We start from the raw sequence: 20,511 nt of genomic DNA, 5'->3' as shown, positions 1-20,511 counted from the left end.
TGAGGGACCGGGGCCACCCCGGCGTTCGGGTGCCGCCCTCGGAGGCCTCAGTGCTGGTAGAAGATGCGGTCCCCGTACTCCGAGAACACCTTCTCGTTCCACGCCTTCCCGCCGTCCACGTTGGCGGACCGCAGCAGTGGCGGCTCGGTGCCGCGCTCGGCGAGCAGGCCCGCCGCGGTCGCCACCGTGGCCTGGAGCAGCGCGCTGGTGACGACGGTGGACGCCGGAGCGAACGGCGCCCCGATGCCCTCGACCGACAGCTCCGCGTCGCCGACCGGGATCCTGCTGTCCAGCACGACGTCGCAGTGGTCCTTGAGGAACGTGCCCGAGGCGTGCCGCGAGACGGTCGCGGCGGTGTAGCCGACGGAGGTCACGCCGATCACCTTCAGCCCGTGCTCCCGGGCCGCGAGCGCCATCTCCACGGGCAGCGCGTTCCGCCCGGACAGCGAGATGACCACCAGCACGTCGCCGGCCCGCGCGGGGCTCGCCCCCAGCACCGCCTGGGCCAGCCCGCCCACGTGCTCCAGGGCCGAGCCGAGCGTCGCGGGCATCACGTCCACGCCCAGCGTGCCGGGCACGGCGAGCAGGTTCACCAGCGCCAGGCCGCCCGCCCGGTAGACGAGGTCCTGGGCGGCCAGCGACGAGTGGCCCGCCCCGAACGCGAACAGCCGGCCGCCCGCCTCGACGGTGTCGGCGAGCAGGGCGCCGGCCTCCCGGATGCCGTCCGCCTCCTCGTCGCGCACCCGCTCCAGCAGCGTGATCGCGGCGTCGAAGTACCGACCGGCCAGGTCCCTGTCGCTCATCCGGGGAGTCCTCTCGTAACCGGCCGCGGGCTGGTCCCCGCGGCCCTGCCGTAACCGGACGCGGGCGGGCGCGCGCGTCCCCGTGCGGGATGCCGCGCCGAGCCGGGGGTGCGGCGGTGCGCCCGGAGGGCGGTTCGCGCGCGACGCTCCCTGGCCACGTGCCTCGATCCCCTGGCACACTCCTTTGCACCCGGGTCGGTCCGGGTGCGGGGCCCGCGAGCGGTCCCGTGTGCATGTCCGCGCCCCGGGGCGCATCCCGTGGCTGTGCCGCGGATCACGGTGCGGTCTGGACCAGTGCGCTGTCAACCGGTTCGCCGCGGGCCCGGGCGCTGCCCGGCGGTCGCCGGGGTGTGCCGCCCGCCCCCGCAAGCGGTGCGCATTTCCGGCGGGCTCGGTTGTCAGCGGAATGCGTCAGAATTATGTGAGGGCCATGCGCGCCGCGGCGATCGCCGCCGGAGCGGAAGCAGAGCCAGCACAGCCAAGCGAGGGGCACGTAAATGTCCGGACTGATCGACACCACGGAGATGTATCTCCGCACCATCCTCGAGCTGGAAGAGGAAGGTGTGGTTCCCATGCGGGCCCGGATCGCCGAGCGGCTGGACCAGAGCGGCCCCACGGTCAGCCAGACCGTCGCCCGCATGGAGCGGGACGGCCTGGTGGGCGTCGCCACCGACCGCCACCTGGAGCTGACCGAGGAGGGCCGCCGGCTCGCGACCCGCGTGATGCGCAAGCACCGCCTCGCCGAGTGCCTCCTCGTCGACGTGATCGGCCTGGAGTGGGAGCAGGTGCACGCGGAGGCCTGCCGGTGGGAGCACGTGATGAGCGAGGCCGTGGAGCGCCGCGTCATGGAGCTGCTGCGGCACCCCTCGGAGTCGCCTTACGGCAACCCCATCCCCGGCCTCGACGAGCTCGGCCAGCCGGAGCAGCCCGACCCGTTCCTCGACGAGGGCATGGTCTCGCTGGCCGACCTCGACCCCGGCCTCGACGGCAAGACGGTCGTGGTGCGCCGCATCGGCGAGCCGATCCAGACCGATGCGCAGCTGATGTATACATTGCGCCGCGCCGGAGTGCAGCCGGGTTCGGTGGTGAGCGTCACTCAGTCGCCGGCCGGGGTGCTCGTGGGCAGCGGCGGGGAGGCCGCCGAGCTGGGCTCCGACACCGCTTCCCACGTCTTCGTGGCAAAGCGCTGAGACACCGTCGCGCCGGCGTGCGCCTGCCGCTCCTGGATGTCAAGTTATGTGGCATCAGGGGAGGTTGTGTTGAGGTCGTCGCGCGCCGGGATGCAAAATTAACCGGATTCTGTGTGCGGAACGGCAGCGCCCGGACGCTTTGCGTGCGAGGCTGTGCCCAGAGGCATATGACCTGCGAGGGGCTGTCCTCGGCTTTTCCATGACCTGTTGCGGGCCCGGCACCGGGCTCGGCGGCTCCGCTGCCGGGCCGGACACTCGGCCGGGAGAGGGGGCAGTGCGATGTGGCGTGCGGATGTGCGCCGCGCGCGTGCGCGAGTCTCGCGCCGGCGCGGGCAGAGCAGAGGTCCCGGCGCCGGGCGGCGCCGGGACCCGTCCTCCCCTGCGGTGACCCGGAGCCCCGAGCTCTCAAGGTCACTCCCCTCGGACCGATGTCCCCGAGCGGTCCGCCTCCCGCTGAAGATCTCCCCGGGACCGCGACGATCAATCCCCGCGTCCGGTCACTCGAACGAGCGGTGTTGGCACCGGAATCAGCATTCTCGAATATGGGTTCGATAGCGTGCAGGTGCTCTGGGACGAATCGCACGTACCGGGTGACGAACCGCACGTACCAGGTCAGGCCAGCCGAAGACGCAGGGGGTGTCCATACATGGCGCGGCGCATCGAGGTGACGGGTGCGGGGGGCCTCCGCCTCGCCGCCTGGGAGTTCGCCGATCCGCCGAAGGGCGGTGAGGGCGCGCGCCAGTCCGGCGTGCTGTTGCTGCACGGCCTGATGGGACGCGCCTCGCACTGGGCGGGCGCGGCACGCTGGCTCTCCGAGCGGCACCGCGCGGTCGCACTCGACCAGCGCGGGCACGGCCACAGCGCCAAGCCCGCATCCGGCCCCTACGACCGCGAGGCCTTCATCGCGGACGCCGAGGCGGCCATCGTCCAGCTCGGCCTCGCCCCCGCCGTGCTCATCGGCCACTCGATGGGTGCCCTGACCGCGTGGCAGCTCGCCGCCCGCCGCCCCGACCTGGTGCGCGGCCTCGTCATCTGCGACATGCGCGCGTCCGCGCTCGGGGTCGCCTCCCAGCGCGAGTACGAGGACTGGTTCAGATCCTGGCCGGTGCCGTTCGCGACGCTCGCCGACGTACGCAAGTGGTTCGGCGAGGACGACCCCTGGGCGGAGCACCCCAGCCAGGCGCGCGGCGCCTTCTACGCCGAGGTGATGACCGAGGGCGCCGACGGCTGGCGTCCGGTCTTCGACCCCCGGCAGATGCTCGAGACCCGGGCGACGTGGGTCTACGACGCGCACTGGGAGGAGCTGGCCCAGGTGCAGTGCCCCACCCTCGTCGTCCGCGCGCTGGACGGGGATCTCGGGCGTGCGGAGGCCCAGGAGATGGTGCGGGTGCTTCCGCGGGGTCAGTACGCGGAGGTGGCCGATGCCGGGCATCTCGTCCACTATGACCAGCCGGAGGCGTGGCGGGCCGTGGTGCAGCCGTTCCTCGACGGGGCACTGGCTCTCTGATCCGGGGTTGCCCCCGGTACCGGCCTGGGGGTGTTCCCCCAGGCCCCCTTTTCACCCTGCGGGCTCGTCCTCAAGCGCCGGACGGGCTGGTAATGGTGGCCGTTGACCGGCTGTTGGCGGTGCTTGCGGACGAGGAGTCCGTGGTGGCCGTGGACGAGGAGTCCGTGGTGCCCGCGCGGACTGGCGTTTGTGGTGGCTGTGGACGAGCAGTCTGTGGTGGCCGAGGACAGGCGTCTGTGGTGCCTGCGGACGAGCAGTCCGTGGGGCCTGCGAACAGGGAGTCCGCAGTGGGACCCGGACGAGCAGTCGGTGCCGGCCGTCAGGCAATCCATGATGATCGTCCGGGAGGCCCCACGTGGTGGCCGCGGACGGGTTGCTGCTGGCGGGGTGCCGGGCAGTATGTCGGCTGTCCGGCACCCCGTGCCGCTTAGCCGACCGTGACCGCCGTCAGGATTTCCGGTAGGCGGCGCGTCATGCACCGGGCGCCTGCGCGGAGGCCGACGACGGAGGCCGCCGTGCCGTAGAGGGCGCCGAGGGGGAGCAGGATCCAGGTGATGCCGGTGTGGTCGGCGATGTGGAGCCAGATGGTGAGGGCCAGCAGGGGCGCGCAGATCACCGCCGAGGCCACCATGCCGCCGAGGATGGAGATGCCCGCGAGCCCGCCCTGGCCGGGGGCGACGTTCTTGTAGCCCTGGCGCGGGATCGAGTACGGGAAGCGGGCCGATGCCCAGGCGCCGGTGGCCAGCAGCGCGCCGAGCAGGGCGTAGGAGAGCCCGAGCACCTCGGGGAACCTCTGCCAGCCGCCGCCCACCAGCGCGGTCGTGATGACCGTCACCAGCGTCGCGTGCGGCACCGTGATGAGGACCAGTGCCGCCGCCCGGCCGCGCAGCTCCAGCAGGGCGTCCCGCGGCGAGGACACCGTCATGGCGATCATCCAGAACGCCGAGCCGTCCTGCCCGAACTGGTTGTACATCTGGATGCCGAGCATGCCGGAGGCGAAGCAGGCGAGGTACACCGAGCCGGACTGCTGGAGGGCGTTGAAGACGGGCACGATCAGGCCGACGGCCAGCGACGTCACCCAGGCCGCCTTGGTCTTCGGGTCGCGCCAGACGTAGCGCAGGGTGCGCTCCATCACCATGCCGACGCGCCCCGCCGGCAGCAGCCGGGCCAGCCCCGAGCCACGGCTCGCGCGCTGGCGGCCGCCGTCCGCCGAGGCGTCCAGGGTGGAGCCGTCCGGGGAGGTCATCAGCTGGGTCATGCTGCGCTGCCACAGGTAGAGCAGCACCCCCAGCGCGGCCACGGCCAGCACCAGCTGGGCGCCCGCACGGAGGTACGCGCCGCTGCTCACCGAGTCGACCGCGCCCAGCGCCGACGCGGGCGGGATCCAGCGGACCACGTCGCCCACCGGGTCGAGCTTGCCGAGGCCGGCCGTCCCGAGCTTCTGCGCGCTGAAGTTCACGACCTGCGCGCCGACGGCGATGAACAGGCCGCTGAGCACCGCGAGGTCGCGGCCCCTGCGGGAGGTCAGCAGCCTGATGTTGGCGGCGGCGACCGTGCGCGCCAGCGCCACGCAGGTCAGCAGGGCCAGTGCGACGGCGGGCACCGCGACGACCACCGCGGCCGCGCTGTGGGCCGTCGCGATCGAGGCCCCGACCACCAGGCAGAGCGTGAACAGCGGTCCGATGCCCACCAGGGAAGCGGCTAGCAGCGCTCTGACCAGCGGCTGCGGGTGCAGTGGCAGCATCACCAGACGGGTCGGGTCGAGCGTCTCGTCGCCGCTCGGGAAGAACAGCGGCAGCACCGCCCAGCCGAGCGCGAGCACGGCCACCAGCAGCACGGCCACCGTCGGCGCGTGCGCGGTGCCGCGCAGGGCGATGAGCCCCAGGAGCTGCAGGGCCGCGAAGAGCAGCACGACCACGACGGAGGCGATGTACGCCGCGCGGCGCGTGCTCGACTGCCTGAGACCGTTCCTGAGCAGCGAGAGCTTCAGGCGGACCATCACGGGCGTGATCGGCCCGGTGGGGGCGCCGGCCGGCGCCGCGCCCGGCGTGAGGACGTCCGCGGACACGGATGCGGAGGCGCGCGCGGGGGCGCTCATCGCGCGCCACCTCCCAGCCAGTCGAGGGAGGAGCCGGTGTCGCCGGCCCGGGCGCCGACCAGTTCCAGGAACGCGGCCTGGAGGGAGGGCGCGTCACCGCGCACCTCGGCGAGCGGGCCCTGCGCGCGGATCCGCCCCGCGGCCATCACCGCGACCCAGTCGCACAGCGACTCCACCAGCTCCATCACATGGCTGGAGAACACGACGGTCGCGCCGGAGCCCGTGTACCGCTCCAGCACGCCGCGGATCGTCTGCGCCGAGACCGGGTCGACGCCCTCGAACGGCTCGTCCAGGAAGAGCACTTCGGGGTTGTGCAGCAGCGCGCAGGCCAGGCCGATCTTCTTGCGCATGCCGGTGGAGTAGTCGACGACCAGCTTGTGCTGGGAGCCGGCCAGGCTCAGCACGTCCAGGAGCTGGGTGGCGCGCTTGTCGACCTCCGCGGCGGGCATCCCGCGCAGGCGGCCCGTGTAGGTGAGCAGTTCGCGGCCGGAGAGCCGCTCGAACATCCGCAGGCCCTCGGGGAGCACGCCGATACGGGACTTGACGTCGACCGGGTCGTGCCAGACGTCCCGGCCGACGACCTCCACGGTGCCCTGGTCCGGGCGGAGCAGGCCGGTGATCATGGAGAGGGTGGTGGTCTTCCCGGCGCCGTTGGGGCCGACGAGGCCGATGAAGCGGCCGGCGGGGAAGGTGAGATCGATGCCGGCCACGGCGATCTGCTGGCCGAAGCGTTTCCACAGGGAACGGATCCGCACGGCCGCGTCCGGCTCGTCGGCCGCGCCCGCGCCCGCCCCCGCGGCCTCGGTCGCCTCCTGCTCCGGGCGCGCGCCCGCCTCCGGCTTCCCGCCCGCCGCCGTCTCTGGGCCCGCCTCCGCGTCCGGCTCCCGGCCCGCGGCCGCTTTCTCTACGTCCATGCTCTCTACGGCTTTTGCCGGTTCTGTTCCGCTCACCGGTCCGCCCTCCCCGTGATGTGTCAGGTCCTCGCTGGCAGCCTACGGCTACCCCGGATCTCCCCTCCCGCTCCCCTGAAAACGGGGCCCCGGCCCGCCCCCCCCGGACCGCCATCCCGGGCCGCTGTCCCCAACCGCCGTTCCGAACCCCCGTCCCGGGCCGCCGTTCCGAACCGCCGTCCCGGGCACCGCCGCTTGGACCGCCCGGAGGACCTGGAGCTCGAACGCTCCCCGTGCCGGCCCCTACACCGCCGCCTCCCGCCCGCACGCGTACGCCACCGCGGCCACCAGCTCCGCCACGTCCGGCAGCCAGCGGTTCGCGGTGGTGGGGCGCCTGGCCCACTGCACGACCCCCCGCCCGCCGATCCGGGTCGGCGGCGCCACCACGTAGTCGCCCTCGCCCAGTGCCGCCAGGTCGAGCCCCGAAGGCGACCAACCGAGCTTCCGCAGCAGCCCGGGGACCTTGGCCGCGCCCCCGGCCAGCACGAAGAACTGCATGCGTCCCGTGGGCACCTGCGTCACCGGCCCCACCGGCACCTGCATCCGCTCCATCCGCGCCAGTGCCAGGAACCCCGCCGACTCCGGCACGTCGAGCACGTCGAACGCCTGCCCCGTGGGCAGCAGGACGGCGGCCGTGGGGTGCTCCTCCCACATCCGCCGGACGGCCGTCGCGCTCTCGGTCGCCACCGTGCGCCAGTCCGCCCCCAGCGCGTGTGCACCGGGCATGGCGCACGCCGGCACGCGGCACGAGCACTTCTGCTCCCCGGCGGCCACCTCCAGCCATGCGCCGGGGAAGACCTCCCAGTGCCGCTCCTCCGCGTACCGCACGGCGGCGTCGAGCAGCACCTCGTTCTCGTACCGCTGCACCGTCCGGGGGGCCTTGCGCTGGTCCGTACGGCGCGTGCGGGCCCCGCCCGCGGCCGGCCCCCGCCCACCGCTCGCCGGGGTGCCGGCGCGCGCGGAACCGTCCGCGACGCCCCCGCCGAAGGCGTCCGCCTGGCCCGCGGAGCCGGAAGGCCGGCCGGGGAAGGCGCTGCCGGGAGCGCCCGAGGGGGTGCCGGTACGGGCAGGTGAGGTGCCGGCGGGAGCCGAGAGCGTGCCGGTGCGGGCCGACGCCCCGGCCGCGCGGGCCGACGGGTCCGCGGTGCGGCCCGAGGGGGAGGTGGTGCGTGTCGCGGGGGTGGTGGCGCGGCCCGGGGAAACGGTGGCGCGGGCCGAGGGGATAGCTGAGGTCACTCCGATGGTCTCTTCCACAACCATCCCAACGTCGTTTTGTCACACCGGGTTACGCCCTGGTGATCACTTAATTGGATCAGTTTCGTGCGGCGGCCGATTCGTCCGGCACCGCCGTCTTCCAGGGGCTTTCGTCCGGAGTCGAGCCCAGCGCGGCTCAGCCGAGCCGAGGCGAGCCGTCCGCTCCGGCCGCGCCGGGTTCGCGTACAGGGGGGAGCGTCGACGCCCGGGAGGGAGCACCTTCCCCTGCGCGGGGCGCACGGATGCACACCCGGGGGCGCGCACGAGCAGTGCGACCGGGCGCCGGGTAGCCCAGGAAAGGGGCGGAGAGCGGGAACGGGGGCGGCTCCCGGCCAGTGCGACGCGGGTGAGCTGAGGCTATACCAGGCTCGGGCATCAGTGCGAAAAATCTCTTACCGGGCATTCCTTGTATGTCCCGCATTGACCCTTTGTTAGCTGGGCATCGATCAGCGGTGAGGGGCCCCTGGGCCCCGAGCTTGAGCAGGAGAGGCCCCCGCCGGCGCCGGAAGGCGCGCGCCCTCGCAGGGGAGCCGCCGGACGGGTCCCCGGCCCGCGCCCAGGCGAACGCATCCGTACGACACAGGACCATCCGACAGGTGCACGGGCAGGCACCACCGTAGCCACAGGGGGTACGACGCCATGGCCGCACGGCCACTCGTCGCGCGGCAGCCGAACGAACGGTTGCAGGCGCTCATCCAGGAAGCCTCGTGCTCCAACGCCGGACTGGCCCGAAGGGTCAATCTCTGCGGGGCCGAGCACGGTCTCGATCTGCGCTACGACAAGACATCCGTGGCCCGCTGGCTACGCGGCCAGCAGCCGCGTGGCAGGGCCCCGGCCATCATCGCCGAGGCACTCGGCCGCAAGCTGGGCCGCACGGTCACGATCGACGAGATCGGCATGGCCAACGGCAAGAACCTCGCCTCCGGCGTCGGCCTGATGTTCTCGCCGACCGTGCTCGGCGCCATCGAGCAGGTCTCCGAGCTGTGGCGCAGCGACGTCGGCCGGCGGGACTTCCTCACCGGCTCGGCGGTGGCGGCGTCCGCGCTGGTGGAGCCCAGCCGCGACTGGCTGATCTCCACCCCGGACGCCCAGGTGGCCCGGACGGCGGGGCCCCGCGTGGGCCTGTCGGACGTCGCCGCGCTGCGCGCGATGACGGACTCGCTGGTGGCCCTCGACCACCAGTACGGCAGCGGCCAGGTCCGCCCCGTCGTCGTCCACTACCTCAACAGCGTCGTCTCCGGACTGCTGGCCGGCTCCTACCGGGAGGCGGTGGGCCGCGAGCTCTTCGCGGCGGCGGCCCGCCTCACCGAACTGGCCGGGTACATGGCCGTCGACACCGGCCAGCCGGGCCTCGCCCAGCGGTACTACATCCAGGCCCTGCGCCTGTCGCAGGCGGCGGGGGACCGCGGCTACGGCGGGTACGTCCTGGCGGCGTCGATGAGCCACCTGGCCGCGCAGCTCGGCAACCCGCGGGAGATCGCGCAGCTCGCGCGGGCCGCCCAGGAGGGCACCCGGGGCCGGGTCACGCCGCGTGCGGAGGCGATGTTCCACGCCGCCGAGGCCCGCGGCCACGCCCTGCTCGGGGACGCCCGCCAGACACAGGAGGTGGTGGCCCGGGCGGTCGCGGCGATGGAACGCGCGGTCGGCAAGCCCGACTCGGGCGACGACCCGGTGTGGATCACCTACTTCGACGAGGCCTATCTCGCCGACGAACTCGCGCACTGCCACCGCGACCTGGGGCAGGCCGAGGGCGCGGCCAAGCGCGCGCAGGAGGCGCTCGCGGGCCTGCCGGAGTCCCGTGCCAGGCGGCGCGCCATCGGATACGTGCTGCTGGCCACCGCCCAGGTGCAGCAGCGCGAGGTGGAACAGGCCTGCCACACCGGCCTCCAGGCCGTCGAGCTGCTGGGCTCGCTCCGCTCCAACCGGGGCACGGAGTACCTGGAGGACCTCCAGGAACGCCTGGAGCCGTACCGGGACGAGCCGGTGGTGCGCGAGTTCGGGGCGCGCCTGGAACTCCAGGCCGCGTGAGACGGCCGGTAGGGGCGGGGCGTGTGGGGCGGCCGATGGGATGGGTCGTGTGAGGCGGCCTGTACGGACGGGCCGTGTGAGGCGGCCAGTACGGACGGGAAGTCTGAGGCGGCCAGTACGGACGGGCCGTGTGAGGCGGCCTGTACGGACGCCCCTTGTGAGGCGGGACGTATGAGAGGGGTCATGTGAGACAGGCCGGATGAGACCGGCCGGATGAGACCGGCCGTGCGAGACGAGCGGTACGAGAGGGGCCGCATGAACGGGGTCCGCGCCCCACGGGGAGGGGCGCGGGCCGCCTTACGGAAGCCACCGCGCCGATGCGCGGGTGAATGTGACGCAGAACATTCACAACGCGGCCGTCGAGAAGCAGGGCCCTGAACAGCGTCGTAGGGGCCGCACGCGTTACCACGCACCGCCCCGTGTCCGATTTCTCCGTGCCGCGGCACCGTCCCGCGGTACGCGGGGGCCGCCGTGCGTGGCACCCCGGTGCGGGCAGCCGGTAGCGTAATCCGACGATTCCGATGATCCCCCATATGTAGGAGTCCCGGTGACGCAGAGCGGACACGGCGAGGATTCTCGCCTTCCCGCGGCTCGACAGCCGCGTGAAGGGATCGTGCTGCCAGCCGACGGAAGCGAACCGTTGATGCCGGGCACCACCGGAGACCAGGCGGCACCGGCCGGCGGCAGCCCCTGGGGGCAGCCGTGGGGGCCGGACTCCGCCGGGCCCCCGGCGCAGGGCGGGACGTGGGGGAGCGGCCCCGGGCTGCCGGAAGCGCCCGGCGCGTGGGGCGCCGGAGCCCAGCAGCCGCCCGCGGAGGGGTATCCCCAGCAGACGTACGAGTCCTACGGCGCCTACGATGGCGGCGCCCTGCCCCCGCAGGCCCCCGACCCCGGGCCCTACGCGGGCCCGTTGCCGCCCGCCGCGCACGAGTCGGCACCGCTGCCGCCGGCCGCGCCCGCGCAGCACGGGGCGTTCGGGGCGCCCCTGCCTCCCACGGCCCAGCACGGCGCACCGCTGCCCCAGGCCGGCCCCGGCGAGCAGCCCGGGGCGCACGGTGGCCCGGCGCACGCCGCACCGGGAGCGTACGGAGGTCCCGCATACGCCGCGCCCGGCGCCCATGAGGGCCCGACGCACGCGGCACCCGGTGCGTACGGAGGAGACGCCGCATACACCGCCCCCGGCGGCGCCCACGCGGGCCCGGCCCACGCCGCGCCCGGAGCGCACGCGGCCCCCGCGTACCCCGTGCCTGATCCACACGCCGCGCCCGGTTCGCATGGCGCACCCGGAGCGCACGCGGGCCCCGGTTCACAGGCCGCGCCGCCAGCGCACGGCGGCCCGGCGCACGCCGCGCCCCCCGGCCCCGGAGCCGGCGGCGCGCACGCCGCCGGGGACGATGCCGCCACGCAGTACATCGCGCCGGTCACGGACGCCGCTGCCGCCGGCGGGTCCGGGGCGCTGCCGCCCGAGCGACCCGCCGAGTCGACGCAGCGGCTGGGACGGGTGCGCAGCCACCGGCGGCAGGGGCAGCAGCCTCAGGCCCAGCAGCCGCAGCCGGCCGCCCAGGACGCCGACAACCAGGCGACGCAGTACATCGCGCCCATATCCGGCTCGCCCTCCGGCGGTCCGGTGCCCGGTCAGCCGCCCGGCGCCCCCTACGGGATCCGCCCCGGCACGCCCGCTGACGGGCCCGCTCCCGACCGGCAGCCGCCCTCCGAGTTCGACAGCCTCTTCCGCACCCAGCCCGGGCCGGAGGCCGCGGGCGCCACCCAGCAGCTTCCCCGGTTCGACCACCAGGGTCAGGGCCCCGCCGGGGCCGCCGCGCAGGGCCCCGGCCACGCCGGCTACGGCGGCGGGTACGGCGACACGGGCGGCCGGAGCGCGGGCCGCCGCGGCGGCAGATCCAAGGGGCCGCTGATCGCGGTCGTGGGCATCGGCATCGTGGTGCTCGGCGTGGGCGCGGGCACGCTGCTCAGCGGCGGCGGAGGCGACGACGGCAACAAGAAGCCCGTCTCCGCGACGGCTCCGGCGGGCGGGCAGTCCCCGGCGGCCGACCAGGTGAAGGCGCAGGCCGTCGAGCTCGACAAGCTGCTCGACGACAGCAACAACAGCCGCGAGGCCGTGATCGGGGCCGTCAGCAACATCAAGGGTTGCAAGAACCTCGGGCCGGCCGCGACCGATCTGCGCAAGGCCGCGAACCAGCGGGACGGCCTCGTGACCCGGCTGTCCGGGCTGAGCGTGGACAAGCTGCCGAACCACGCCGCGCTGACCTCCGCGCTGAACGAGGCATGGAAGGCGTCCGCGGCCGCCGACAACCACTACGCGTCCTGGGCCGACCAGGTCTCCGGCAAGCACGGCTGCCGCAAGGGGCACGCCCGGAACACCGGCGAGACCGCGGCGGGCAACAAGTCGAGCGGGGACGCGACGACCGCGAAGCAGACCGCGGCGGGCCTCTGGAACGCCATCGCCTCGAAGTACGGGCTGACCACGCGGGACAAGTCCCAGCTGTGAGCCACCCGGGGCGGGCCCGGTCCCACCCGGGGCGGGTCCCGGTCGCGAGCCGGCCGGGACGGGCCCCAGGCGTCGGCCACCCGGGGCCCGGGGCGGGCGGGTCTCACCCGCGCGTCACTCGGGACCGGTTCAGCCGTGAGTCACTGGTGCGGGTCTCAGCCGCACCTCACTCGGGATCGGTTCAGGCGGCGTGAGGCGCTGGTGCGGGTCTGAGCCGTGCGCCACTCGGCGCGGCTCTCTGAGCCGGTGTGCGTCGCCCGGCGCGGGTCCCGTACGCGTCTACGACGCGCTCTCCAGCGTGTTCGACACGTTCACGAAGCCCTTCCGCTCCGCGACCAGCCTGCCGTCGCGCACCTGCTGGAAGGTGACGTCGGCGTTGACGAGGCGGGGGAAGTCGGGTGCGGCCAGGAGGTCCGAGAAGTCCCACCGCAGCGGCGGGGTGAGGCCGCCGGTCTCGACCTTCAGGCCGTTGTCGAACGCGTGGCGGAGGGTGTTGGCGGTGACGTTCTCGTTGCCGAGGGACTCCACGGCCTTCCGGAGCACGGTGTAGGCGATCCAGGTGGTCTGGACGCCCGCGTCCGCGGCGTCGATGCGGTTGTCGCCGAAGGCGTACTTGCTGATGACGTCGCGCATGGGGTTCCAGCGGGCGTCGGTGAGGACGGGGTACCAGCCGGTGACGTAGGCGCCCTCGTAGGGGCTGGTGGCGCCGCCGGTGCGGTCCACGGCGGACTGGTCGACGCTGCCGAGCACCGACGAGACCTTGACCTTCGGGTAGTCGTCGCGGGCGCGGCGGAAGGAGTCGGCGAAGGTGTCCGTGCGGTCGCCGAGCACGGTGCTCACGCACCCGGTGCCGCCGGTGCCGCTGGCCACTTCGAGCGCGTGGTCGGCCTGGGTGTCGTACGAGGTGGCGTCCTCGGCGGTGCGGATGTCGGTGGCCGCCGTGTGCCCGCCGGCGTGCAGGCCCGCGTCGAGCAGCTGCGGGAGGTTGTCGCCCGCGATGGTGTCGGGGCGCACCAGGGCTATTCGGGCGCACGTGGCGGCGAGCTGGCGCCCGTTGCCGGCCATCAGCGCGGGCTGGCCGCCGTTGACGGGGTACGACAGCGGGCTGGAGAACTCCTCGTCGGTGAGGCCGTAGCCGCCGACGTAGGGGATGCCGGCCGCCTCCAGCGGGCCGAGGAACGAGCGGCTGTACTGGCTGTAGGAGCCGACGACCGCGACCGCCTTCGCGGCGACCGCGCGGCGTGCGCACTCCGCGGCGCCCACCGTGGTGTTGTGCTCGTTGCAGGTGAGCACGTTGAGGTGGTGGCCGCCGAGGCCGCCGGTCGCGTTGGCCCAGCGGGCGTAGGCCTGGGCCATCGCGGGCATGCCGGGCTTGTTCGTGGCCTTGGTATCCTCAGGCGCCCAGGTCATGACCGTGATCGGTGCTCCCGAACCCCCAGAGGTGCCCGGCAGCACCCCGCAGGCGGCGCTGAGCGCCGCACAGAGCGCGAGGGCTCCGGCCCGGAGTGTGAAACGGCGAGGCCGGTGGGGGGTAACGGTGGAGACGGCGGTGCGCCTGAGTCGCCGGGCGGTCATGCTCCCGCACGATTCCTTCGTCTCCCTAATCTTCGAGTGCGAGTCGGCTAACGACAGGTGACGTTGCGGTGAATTGCGGGGGATATGGTGTGTGCATGACGATACGCACGGGGTGCCCGGTGATCGTCTGTGGGAGAAACGTATGATCACTCACCGTGCAGAGTTCGGAGAAGTCTTCCCGTCGCGGTCCGGCCTCCTCCACCATGGGTCGCATGCCGCTGAACGACATGCCGTGGTGGCGCTGGCGCAGCAATGTGCGCTCCGCGCTGCACATGCTCTCCGATCCACAGTTCCAGCAGGAGTGCTGGCTGGCCGGCCGCACCGAGTACGGTGACGTGACGGACGCCGTCTACCGCCTGGTGGAGGACACCTGGCTGGACAACTGGTCCGCCGAGAAGTACGTGGGCACGATATTCCGCGACTCGCAGGAGGCGTCCCTCGTGGACGTCGCCGTCCTGCGGGTGCTGCGGATCATGCACCAGGTCGGACCGGACGCCCAGGTCGCCGCCTACATGAACCACCACGGGTGGCCGGAGGCGGTACGGGCCGCGCGGGACGCGCACGTACGCCTGGCGACCAGCGACGGCGACGACCCGGACCAGCCGCCCCGGTCCCTTGAGGTGCTGGAGATCATGACGAGGTCCGCCTGACCTCAGGAGTCCGAGCGGGTCGTGCGCCCGGCCTCCGGGGCGCCGTCCGCGCGGTTCGTGCCGGCCTCGGGTTCGTCCGCCTGGCCTCCGGTTCGTCCGCGTGCCCTTCCTGGTCGTCGTCCCGACCTCCGGGTCGTCCGTCTGATCCCGGGCCCGTCTGTGCGATTCTTGCGGGATGAGCGAGGAGTCCGTCCACGAGACCGTGCCCGCCGGGGCCGCGTCCGCCGAGCAGTTCGTGCTGACCCTGTCCTGTCCCGACCGGCGGGGCATCGTGCACGCCGTGTCGAGCCATCTGTTCACGGCCGGCTGCAACATCGAGGACAGCCAGCAGTTCGGCGACCGCGACACCGGTCTCTTCTTCATGCGGGTGCACTTCTCGGCCGAGCCCTCCCCGCCCTCCTCGCCTTCGCCGGGGGACGCGCGGGAGGTGCCCCCGGTGACCCTGGAGAAGCTGCGGGACGGCTTCGCGGCCGTCGGGGACGCCTTCCACATGGACTGGCAGATCCACCGCGCCGACCACCGCATGCGGATCGTGCTGATGGTGTCCAAGTTCGGGCACTGCCTCAACGACCTGCTGTTCCGCGCGCACACCGGCGCGCTGCCGGTGGAGATCGCCGCGGTGGTCTCCAACCACGGGGAGTTCGCCGGTCTCGTGGAGTCGTACGGCATTCCGTTCCGCCACATTCCGGTCACTGCGGACACCAAGGCGGAGGCCGAGGCCGAGCTGCTCGACCTGGTGCGGGAGGAGCGCGTGGAGCTGGTCGTGCTCGCCCGCTACATGCAGGTGCTCTCCGACGACTTCTGCAAGCAGCTCAGCGGCCGGATCATCAACATCCACCACTCCTTCCTGCCGAGCTTCAAGGGCGCCAAGCCGTACCACCAGGCACACGCGCGTGGCGTGAAGCTGATCGGCGCGACGGCGCACTACGTGACGGCCGACCTGGACGAGGGGCCGATCATCGAGCAGGAGGTCCAGCGGGTCGGCCACCAGGTCACGCCGCAGCAGCTCGTCGCCATCGGCCGGGACGTGGAGTGCCGGGCGCTGGCCAGGGCCGTCGCCTGGCATGCGGAACGGCGGATCATGCTGAACGGCGCCCGGACGGTGGTGTTCGGCTAGGTCGTGTCCGGCGGATCTTCGTGGGCCCGCGACTCCCCCACTGCCTGAAGGGCGTGGGTGGGGGTACCTCCCACGCCGGTTCAGGGCAGTGGGGGAGTGCCCCCAGTACCGCACCTCGCCGCGTTGCCGGAGTCATCCGGGTACGCCCCGTACGAGGATGATCCTCCGCCTTGCGATGCACGGCACCAGACGCCGCGGGCTGATCCACGAAGATCCGCCGGACACGACCTAGCCGCGCCGGCGCCTCGGGCGGCGGCGTGGTCCTCCACCGCCGGCGCGGTGTGCGTCACAGGCGGCTGAGCGACGCCGTCGCCGTCAGGAGCTCGGTGACCGCGGCGCGGTCACCCGTGCTGCCCGCCACGGCGTCCTCGGGGGCGATCCGGCCCGCGGCCAGCCGGCAGAACTCAAGGCCGTCCAGGGCCAGGTGCGCGACTTCTTCGCCGCTGCCGGTGCCCGTGCCGCAGCCCGTGTCCGCGGCGGTGTCCCTGCTGCTCGACCGGGCCGCGGGCGGCCGGGGCGCGGCCGGCGGGGCGGGACGGTCCAGCGGGACCTGCCACACGCCGCCGCCCGCGCCCTCGATCTCCAGGCGCACGGTGCGCTCGACCGCCCCCGCGGCGCCCCCGCCGGCGTTCCCGGAGCCCTCGCGCCGCCGGGCCAGGGCGGCGGGCAGCAGCCGGGCGGCGAGGTCGATCAGGCGGTGCAGGTGCGCCGCGGCGGGCGGGCCGTAGGGGTAGGCGACCGCCTCCGCGATGTCGCCCGCGTGGATCCAGCACTCGAAGGCGCGCTCCAGCAGGGCGTCGGGCAGCGGCAGGGCGGTGTCGCCGTACGGCACCCGCACCTCCCGCGCCCCGGCGCCCGCCGTCTCCTCGGCGAGGAACGAGGCGTTGCGCACCAGGCCCCGGCTCTGCTCGCGCCAGGGCGCCCGGACGGCGCCGGTCGGCGGCACCCGCGCGGCGTCCCAGTACGCCTCGGTCCGCTTGGTCGGGTCGAGGCCGCCCGGGGCGACGGCGCCCACGGGATCCGGCAGGTTCAGTGCCACGGAGACCAGGCCGTCCACGCAGAGCAGGTGGGCGAGCGTGCCGGCGACGGTGGTCCGGCGCCGGACCTGCCTGCCGTCCTCGTACCAGCGCAACCGCACCGGGGCGTGCCACTCGGCGTCGCCGATGTCCTGGAGCAGCGCGTCCAGCCGCGCGGTCTCCGCCTCGTACGGCGCGGCCCAGTCCGGCACCGGGACGCGCGGCGCGCGGCGGGCGAGGCAGTGCTCCAGCACCCGGGCGCGCAACTCGGGGGCGAGATCCAGGTTCTCCGCCGGGTGCAGCAGGCCCACCGCGTCGCGCAGCCGCAACGCCTCCTCGGCACAGGGCCCGCAGCCGTTCAGATGGTGCTCGACCGACGCCGTCTCGCCGGGGGAGAGCGCGGCCAGCGCCCAGGCGCCGAGCAGCGAGCGGAGCGCGGCGTGCGTGAACCCGCGGGTCCTGCGCCCCACCGGCCGCCCGTCGCCGGGACGGCGCATGCCGGGCAGCGGGGAGGCGGCCGGCAGCGGGCCGCCGTCCTCCATGGGGCCGCGCTGCGCGGGGATGCGCACGCCGCCCGCGGGGTACTCCGCGCTCTCCGGGCGGGGGGTCTGCAAGCGGCCGGGGGCGTCCGAGGGGCGGGGGTCGTCGGAGGGGCGGGGGTCGTCCGAGCGAGCAGGGTCCTCGGAGGGACCGGTGTCCTCCGGGCGGCCGGCGTCCTCCCGGCGATCGGTGTCGTCAGAGTGCTCGGGATCCTGCGAGTGCTCGGGGTCCAGCGGCTGCTCGGGATCCTCGGGGTGTTCGGGCTGCTCCGGGTGTTCGGCGTCGGTCACGTCGTGCTCCCGGGGCCTGGCGGCGGGCCGGACGGGTCCGGTGGGGTGTCGTAACCGAGCGGCGGGTCGAGCGGGCCCGAGTTGTGCGCGGTGGCGAGCAGTTGCAGGCCGAGGCGGAGCCTGCGGTGCGCCTCCTCCTCGGTGATGCCGAGGTCCGCGGCGGTCTGGCGGCAGTCCCGGCGCTGGAAGTAGGCGAGGTGGAGGGCGGCGCGCAGCGAGGCGGGCATGGACTCCACCAGGTAGTCGGCGCGGGCGGCCGCCGACGCCCTGCGGACGGCGCGTTCCGGCTCCTCCGCCCTACCCGTGCCCTCCGTCACGTCCGCCCTCACCTCCGTGCCCTCCGCCACGTCCACCCCCACGCCCTCCGCCACGTCCGCCCCCACGCCCTCCGCCACGTCCGGTTCCGCCCCCACGCCCGCGACCGCCCCGTAGCCTGCGCTCCGTGCGGCGCGCAGTCGGCGCACGGCCAGGAGGTGGGCGAGTTCCGCCAGCCAGGAGCGCAGGGGGCCGCGCTCGGGGTCGTAGGCGTCCGGGTGCTCCCAGAGGCGGGCGAAGACCTCCCGGGTGACCTGGTCGGCGGCGGCGTCCTCGGTGAGCACGCGGTGGGCGAGGCCGTGCACGAGCGGGGCGAACCGGTCGTACAGCTCGCCGAGTGCGGCGGCCTCGCCCCGGGCCAGGCGCAGGTGCATGACGTGGTCCCAGCGGGGCTGTGCACTCTCCGTCATGCGGCCCCCTCAGCCTCTGTCCTGCCCGCGCCTGTCCGTGCCATCCGGTATGCCCGTCACATTCGGAACGTCCGGAATATTCATGACATCTTTCGCATCCGAGATACCCGTCCCGTCCAAGGCGCCCGCCGTGTCCGTCCGCCCCGGTTGCCCGTTCCCCGGGCCGCCTCGCCCGGTCGCCTTCCTGGCCTGTTCCTTTCCCCGCTCCGGCCGCCCCCGGTCCCCGGCTGAACGGACCGGGTCGAATGTAGCGGTGCTCCCCGAATCGCACCCCTCTTTGCCGCATTGTGCGCCCCTGGGCGATCCACAGATGGTAGAGGGATGCTCACGTTCCGTACGGGCCGCCGAGTTCCCGGCCGCCGGCAGCGGAACGCAGACCGTGCACGAGCATCGGCGACCGCCAACCCCCGCGGCCCCCGGCCCTCCTGGCCATCCGGACCTCTTTATCGTTGATGCCCGTCTACTGGTCAATACTGACCGAAAACGTTCGCTGCTGTCCTACCGCGTACTTCTCATTTCCGATTCCCGTTCCGATGGGTTTCTCACGGACGTGTTTCACCGAGCGATGGAGAGGGCAGCCGCGCAACACAGGATCGAGGCCGGGAGACTCCGGGACGGCGAGCGAAAGGCGAAGGGCCGTGGCGCTCAGGGTGACCGAGGATGCGCAGGGCGACTGGGCCGTGCTGAGACTCTCGGGTGAAATGGACCTGGTGACGTCCCCCGTGCTGCGCGAGCAGGTGCACCGCGCCGTGGCCGACGGCCGGCACAGCCTCGTACTCGACCTGTCCGACGTGCTGTTCTGCGATTCCAGCGGGGTTGGTGTGCTCGTCGCCACGCGCCGGCTGATGCGCTCGTGCCACGGCCGGCTGAGGGTGGTGCTGCCCGCACAGGGCGCGGAGGACGGCTCACACGTGAACCGCGTGCTCGCCGCGCTCGGCGTGCGCCGCCTGTTCGAGGTCTACGCGGACGCGGACGGCGCCGTCGACGACGCCGTGGCGCCGCTCTCGGCCTGACGATGGCCCCGGTGGCAGGGGCCGGCCCGACGCCGGGCCGCACTTGGCCTGATGAGGATGCCTGGGCACCCTCCGTGCGCCGCCCGGGGCACCGCCGACCGCCCGCCGCGCGCCTGCTTCCCCCCGTACGCTCCCCCGTGCGCCGCCCGCTGCCCCCGGCGCGCTTACCCGAACTCCCGCGCCTCCGCAAGGGCCGTTCGCAAGCCGGGCACGAGGCCGTACGCTCGCCGCACAAGGACGTAGGCTCCCCAGGATCCGAGGACGTACGCTCCCGGCAGATTTATCCACCGGATATGTGAGGCGGCCCGACACGACATGGTCAGTTCCGAGTACGAACGCAGGATCGCCACCAGGTTCGCCGGCTTCGACCAGGACGGCAACGGCTATATCGACCGTCAGGACTTCAGCGGCGCCGCCAAGGCGCTGCTGGCCGAATTCGGCACCACGGCCCGGTCGGACAAGGGGCAGGCCCTGTTCATCGGTGCCGAGGCGTTCTGGCAGGGCATGGCCGGCATCGCGGACCGGGACGGCGACCAGCGCATCAACCGGGACGAGTTCGTGAACGGCGCGGTCAAGCGGCTGCGGGACAACCCGGAGCGCTTCGCGGCCATCGCCCGCCCCTTCCTGCACGCGGCTCTCCAGATCGCGGACGGCGACGGGGACGGCTCGGTGACCGTCGAGGAGGTCGGCAGGGTGCTGCGCGTTCTCGGCGCGACCCCCTCGATCGCCGACACCGCGGCCGCCGCGCTCGACGCGGACGCGGACGGACGGGTCGCCGAGGACGAGATCGTGGTGGCGTTCGCGCAGTACTTCACCGTCCCCGAGTAAGGGGTCCTTGCACTATGAGCGTCCGATGGGTCGCGTGGTCTGGTGCTGGGGTTACTCCCCCACTGCCCTGAACGGGCGTGGGAGGTACCCCCACCCACGCCTTTCAGGCTGTGGGGGAGCATCGCAAGGCGCCGGAGAGTCCTCGATGGGGGTCCCCCCGCGCGAGCGAAGCCGAGAGTGGGGGAGGAGCTACCAGGGCTTTTTCGGCAACGCGGCGAGGTGCGGTGCCAGGCCGCGCGAGCCGGGCGCTCATAGTGCAAGGACCCCTGAGTCCGGGCGGTGGCCGGGAGCGGCCGTCCCTTCCGGGGCGGTCGCGGGGGCCTGGGACCACGGAGTGCCGGAGACGGTATGGAGGTGCAGTGGGGGCGGCCAGCAGCGCTGTGATGGTGACGGAGCGTCGGGAAGCACCATCACGGAG

15 protein-coding genes are annotated in these 20,511 nt (G+C 73.8%); 8 read left to right on the top strand and 7 right to left on the bottom strand.

Annotated elements, in window-relative coordinates:
• Positions 1-47: 47 nt before the first annotated feature.
• A complete protein-coding gene (locus Sm713_RS26395) occupies positions 48-803 on the bottom strand; it encodes an SIS domain-containing protein (RefSeq protein ID WP_212912574.1) in 756 nt (251 codons plus the stop codon).
• Positions 804-1,300: 497 nt separating this feature from the next.
• Here Sm713_RS26395 and Sm713_RS26390 point away from each other — a divergent pair, with 497 nt between their 5' ends.
• Together Sm713_RS26390 and Sm713_RS26385 are read left to right on the top strand one after the other, a co-directional pair.
• A complete protein-coding gene (locus Sm713_RS26390) occupies positions 1,301-1,993 on the top strand; it encodes a metal-dependent transcriptional regulator (protein ID WP_212912573.1) in 693 nt (230 codons plus the stop codon).
• A gap of 646 nt (positions 1,994-2,639) precedes the next feature.
• A complete protein-coding gene (locus Sm713_RS26385; RefSeq protein ID WP_212912572.1) occupies positions 2,640-3,500 on the top strand; it encodes an alpha/beta fold hydrolase in 861 nt (286 codons plus the stop codon).
• 427 nt (positions 3,501-3,927) lie between these two features.
• On the opposite strand, the gene Sm713_RS26380 is transcribed toward Sm713_RS26385, so the two are convergent.
• The 3 genes from Sm713_RS26380 to Sm713_RS26370 form a co-directional block, all read right to left on the bottom strand.
• Positions 3,928-5,598 (bottom strand): transporter, encoded by a 1,671-nt coding sequence (locus Sm713_RS26380; RefSeq protein WP_374196071.1) that lies wholly within the window; start codon positions 5,596-5,598, stop codon positions 3,928-3,930.
• The gene (locus Sm713_RS26375) at positions 5,595-6,512 is read right to left on the bottom strand and encodes an ABC transporter ATP-binding protein (RefSeq protein ID WP_212912571.1); all 918 of its coding nucleotides are present in this window, start codon (positions 6,510-6,512) and stop codon (positions 5,595-5,597) included. The genes Sm713_RS26380 and Sm713_RS26375 overlap by 4 nt, the downstream gene beginning before the upstream one ends.
• Before the next feature lie 279 nt (positions 6,513-6,791).
• The gene (locus tag Sm713_RS26370; RefSeq protein WP_212914844.1) at positions 6,792-7,415 is read right to left on the bottom strand and encodes a bifunctional DNA primase/polymerase; all 624 of its coding nucleotides are present in this window, start codon (positions 7,413-7,415) and stop codon (positions 6,792-6,794) included.
• 1,026 nt (positions 7,416-8,441) lie between these two features.
• On the opposite strand from Sm713_RS26370, the gene Sm713_RS26365 reads away from it, so the two are divergent.
• Both Sm713_RS26365 and Sm713_RS26360 read left to right on the top strand, forming a co-directional pair.
• A complete protein-coding gene (locus tag Sm713_RS26365; RefSeq protein ID WP_212912570.1) occupies positions 8,442-9,830 on the top strand; it encodes a transcriptional regulator in 1,389 nt (462 codons plus the stop codon).
• 643 nt (positions 9,831-10,473) lie between these two features.
• A complete protein-coding gene (locus Sm713_RS26360; RefSeq protein ID WP_249416699.1) occupies positions 10,474-12,339 on the top strand; it encodes a hypothetical protein in 1,866 nt (621 codons plus the stop codon).
• A 279-nt stretch (positions 12,340-12,618) separates the two neighbouring features.
• On the opposite strand, the gene Sm713_RS26355 is transcribed toward Sm713_RS26360, so the two are convergent.
• Positions 12,619-13,914: an ABC transporter substrate-binding protein gene (locus tag Sm713_RS26355; RefSeq protein WP_212912568.1), complete on the bottom strand. Its 1,296-nt coding sequence runs from the start codon at positions 13,912-13,914 to the stop codon at positions 12,619-12,621.
• Positions 13,915-14,117: 203 nt separating this feature from the next.
• Between Sm713_RS26355 and Sm713_RS26350 the strand changes: the two genes are divergently transcribed.
• Complete coding sequence (locus Sm713_RS26350) at positions 14,118-14,564, top strand: hypothetical protein (RefSeq protein WP_212914843.1); 447 nt, start codon at positions 14,118-14,120, stop codon at positions 14,562-14,564.
• 175 nt (positions 14,565-14,739) lie between these two features.
• A complete protein-coding gene (gene purU, locus Sm713_RS26345) occupies positions 14,740-15,681 on the top strand; it encodes a formyltetrahydrofolate deformylase (protein ID WP_212912567.1) in 942 nt (313 codons plus the stop codon).
• A gap of 286 nt (positions 15,682-15,967) precedes the next feature.
• Here the strand turns inward: purU and Sm713_RS26340 are convergent, their stop codons facing one another.
• Together Sm713_RS26340 and Sm713_RS26335 are read right to left on the bottom strand one after the other, a co-directional pair.
• Positions 15,968-17,527, bottom strand: coding sequence for a zf-HC2 domain-containing protein (locus Sm713_RS26340; protein WP_212912566.1), 1,560 nt, complete (start codon positions 17,525-17,527; stop codon positions 15,968-15,970).
• Entirely contained in the window at positions 17,524-18,252 is a 729-nt protein-coding gene (locus Sm713_RS26335; protein ID WP_249416698.1) for a sigma-70 family RNA polymerase sigma factor, read from the bottom strand. Before Sm713_RS26335 ends, Sm713_RS26340 begins: the two co-directional genes overlap by 4 nt.
• A gap of 638 nt (positions 18,253-18,890) precedes the next feature.
• Here Sm713_RS26335 and Sm713_RS26330 point away from each other — a divergent pair.
• Both Sm713_RS26330 and Sm713_RS26325 read left to right on the top strand, forming a co-directional pair.
• Positions 18,891-19,265, top strand: coding sequence for an STAS domain-containing protein (locus Sm713_RS26330; protein ID WP_249416697.1), 375 nt, complete (start codon positions 18,891-18,893; stop codon positions 19,263-19,265).
• Between the two features lie 315 nt (positions 19,266-19,580).
• Entirely contained in the window at positions 19,581-20,093 is a 513-nt protein-coding gene (locus Sm713_RS26325; protein WP_212912564.1) for an EF-hand domain-containing protein, read from the top strand.
• Positions 20,094-20,511: the final 418 nt, after the last annotated feature.

Origin of the sequence: Streptomyces sp. TS71-3 (assembly GCF_018327685.1) — a bacterium.
Taxonomy (GTDB): Bacteria; Actinomycetota; Actinomycetes; order Streptomycetales; family Streptomycetaceae; genus Streptomyces.
Note: the sequence above shows the minus strand (reverse complement) of the source record. Positions and strands in the feature narration are given on the sequence as shown.

Coding starts and splice junctions, on each gene's coding strand:
- Sm713_RS26365 (WP_212912570.1), top strand. CDS start 8,442: ATGGCCGCACGGCCACTCGTCGCGCGGCAGCCGAACGAACGGTTGCAG.
- Sm713_RS26390 (WP_212912573.1), top strand. CDS start 1,301: ATGTCCGGACTGATCGACACCACGGAGATGTATCTCCGCACCATCCTC.
- Sm713_RS26335 (WP_249416698.1), bottom strand. CDS start 18,252: ATGACGGAGAGTGCACAGCCCCGCTGGGACCACGTCATGCACCTGCGC.
- purU (WP_212912567.1), top strand. CDS start 14,740: ATGAGCGAGGAGTCCGTCCACGAGACCGTGCCCGCCGGGGCCGCGTCC.
- Sm713_RS26380 (WP_374196071.1), bottom strand. CDS start 5,598: ATGAGCGCCCCCGCGCGCGCCTCCGCATCCGTGTCCGCGGACGTCCTC.
- Sm713_RS26355 (WP_212912568.1), bottom strand. CDS start 13,914: ATGACCGCCCGGCGACTCAGGCGCACCGCCGTCTCCACCGTTACCCCC.
- Sm713_RS26350 (WP_212914843.1), top strand. CDS start 14,118: ATGGGTCGCATGCCGCTGAACGACATGCCGTGGTGGCGCTGGCGCAGC.
- Sm713_RS26360 (WP_249416699.1), top strand. CDS start 10,474: ATGCCGGGCACCACCGGAGACCAGGCGGCACCGGCCGGCGGCAGCCCC.
- Sm713_RS26385 (WP_212912572.1), top strand. CDS start 2,640: ATGGCGCGGCGCATCGAGGTGACGGGTGCGGGGGGCCTCCGCCTCGCC.
- Sm713_RS26395 (WP_212912574.1), bottom strand. CDS start 803: ATGAGCGACAGGGACCTGGCCGGTCGGTACTTCGACGCCGCGATCACG.
- Sm713_RS26375 (WP_212912571.1), bottom strand. CDS start 6,512: ATGGACGTAGAGAAAGCGGCCGCGGGCCGGGAGCCGGACGCGGAGGCG.
- Sm713_RS26325 (WP_212912564.1), top strand. CDS start 19,581: ATGGTCAGTTCCGAGTACGAACGCAGGATCGCCACCAGGTTCGCCGGC.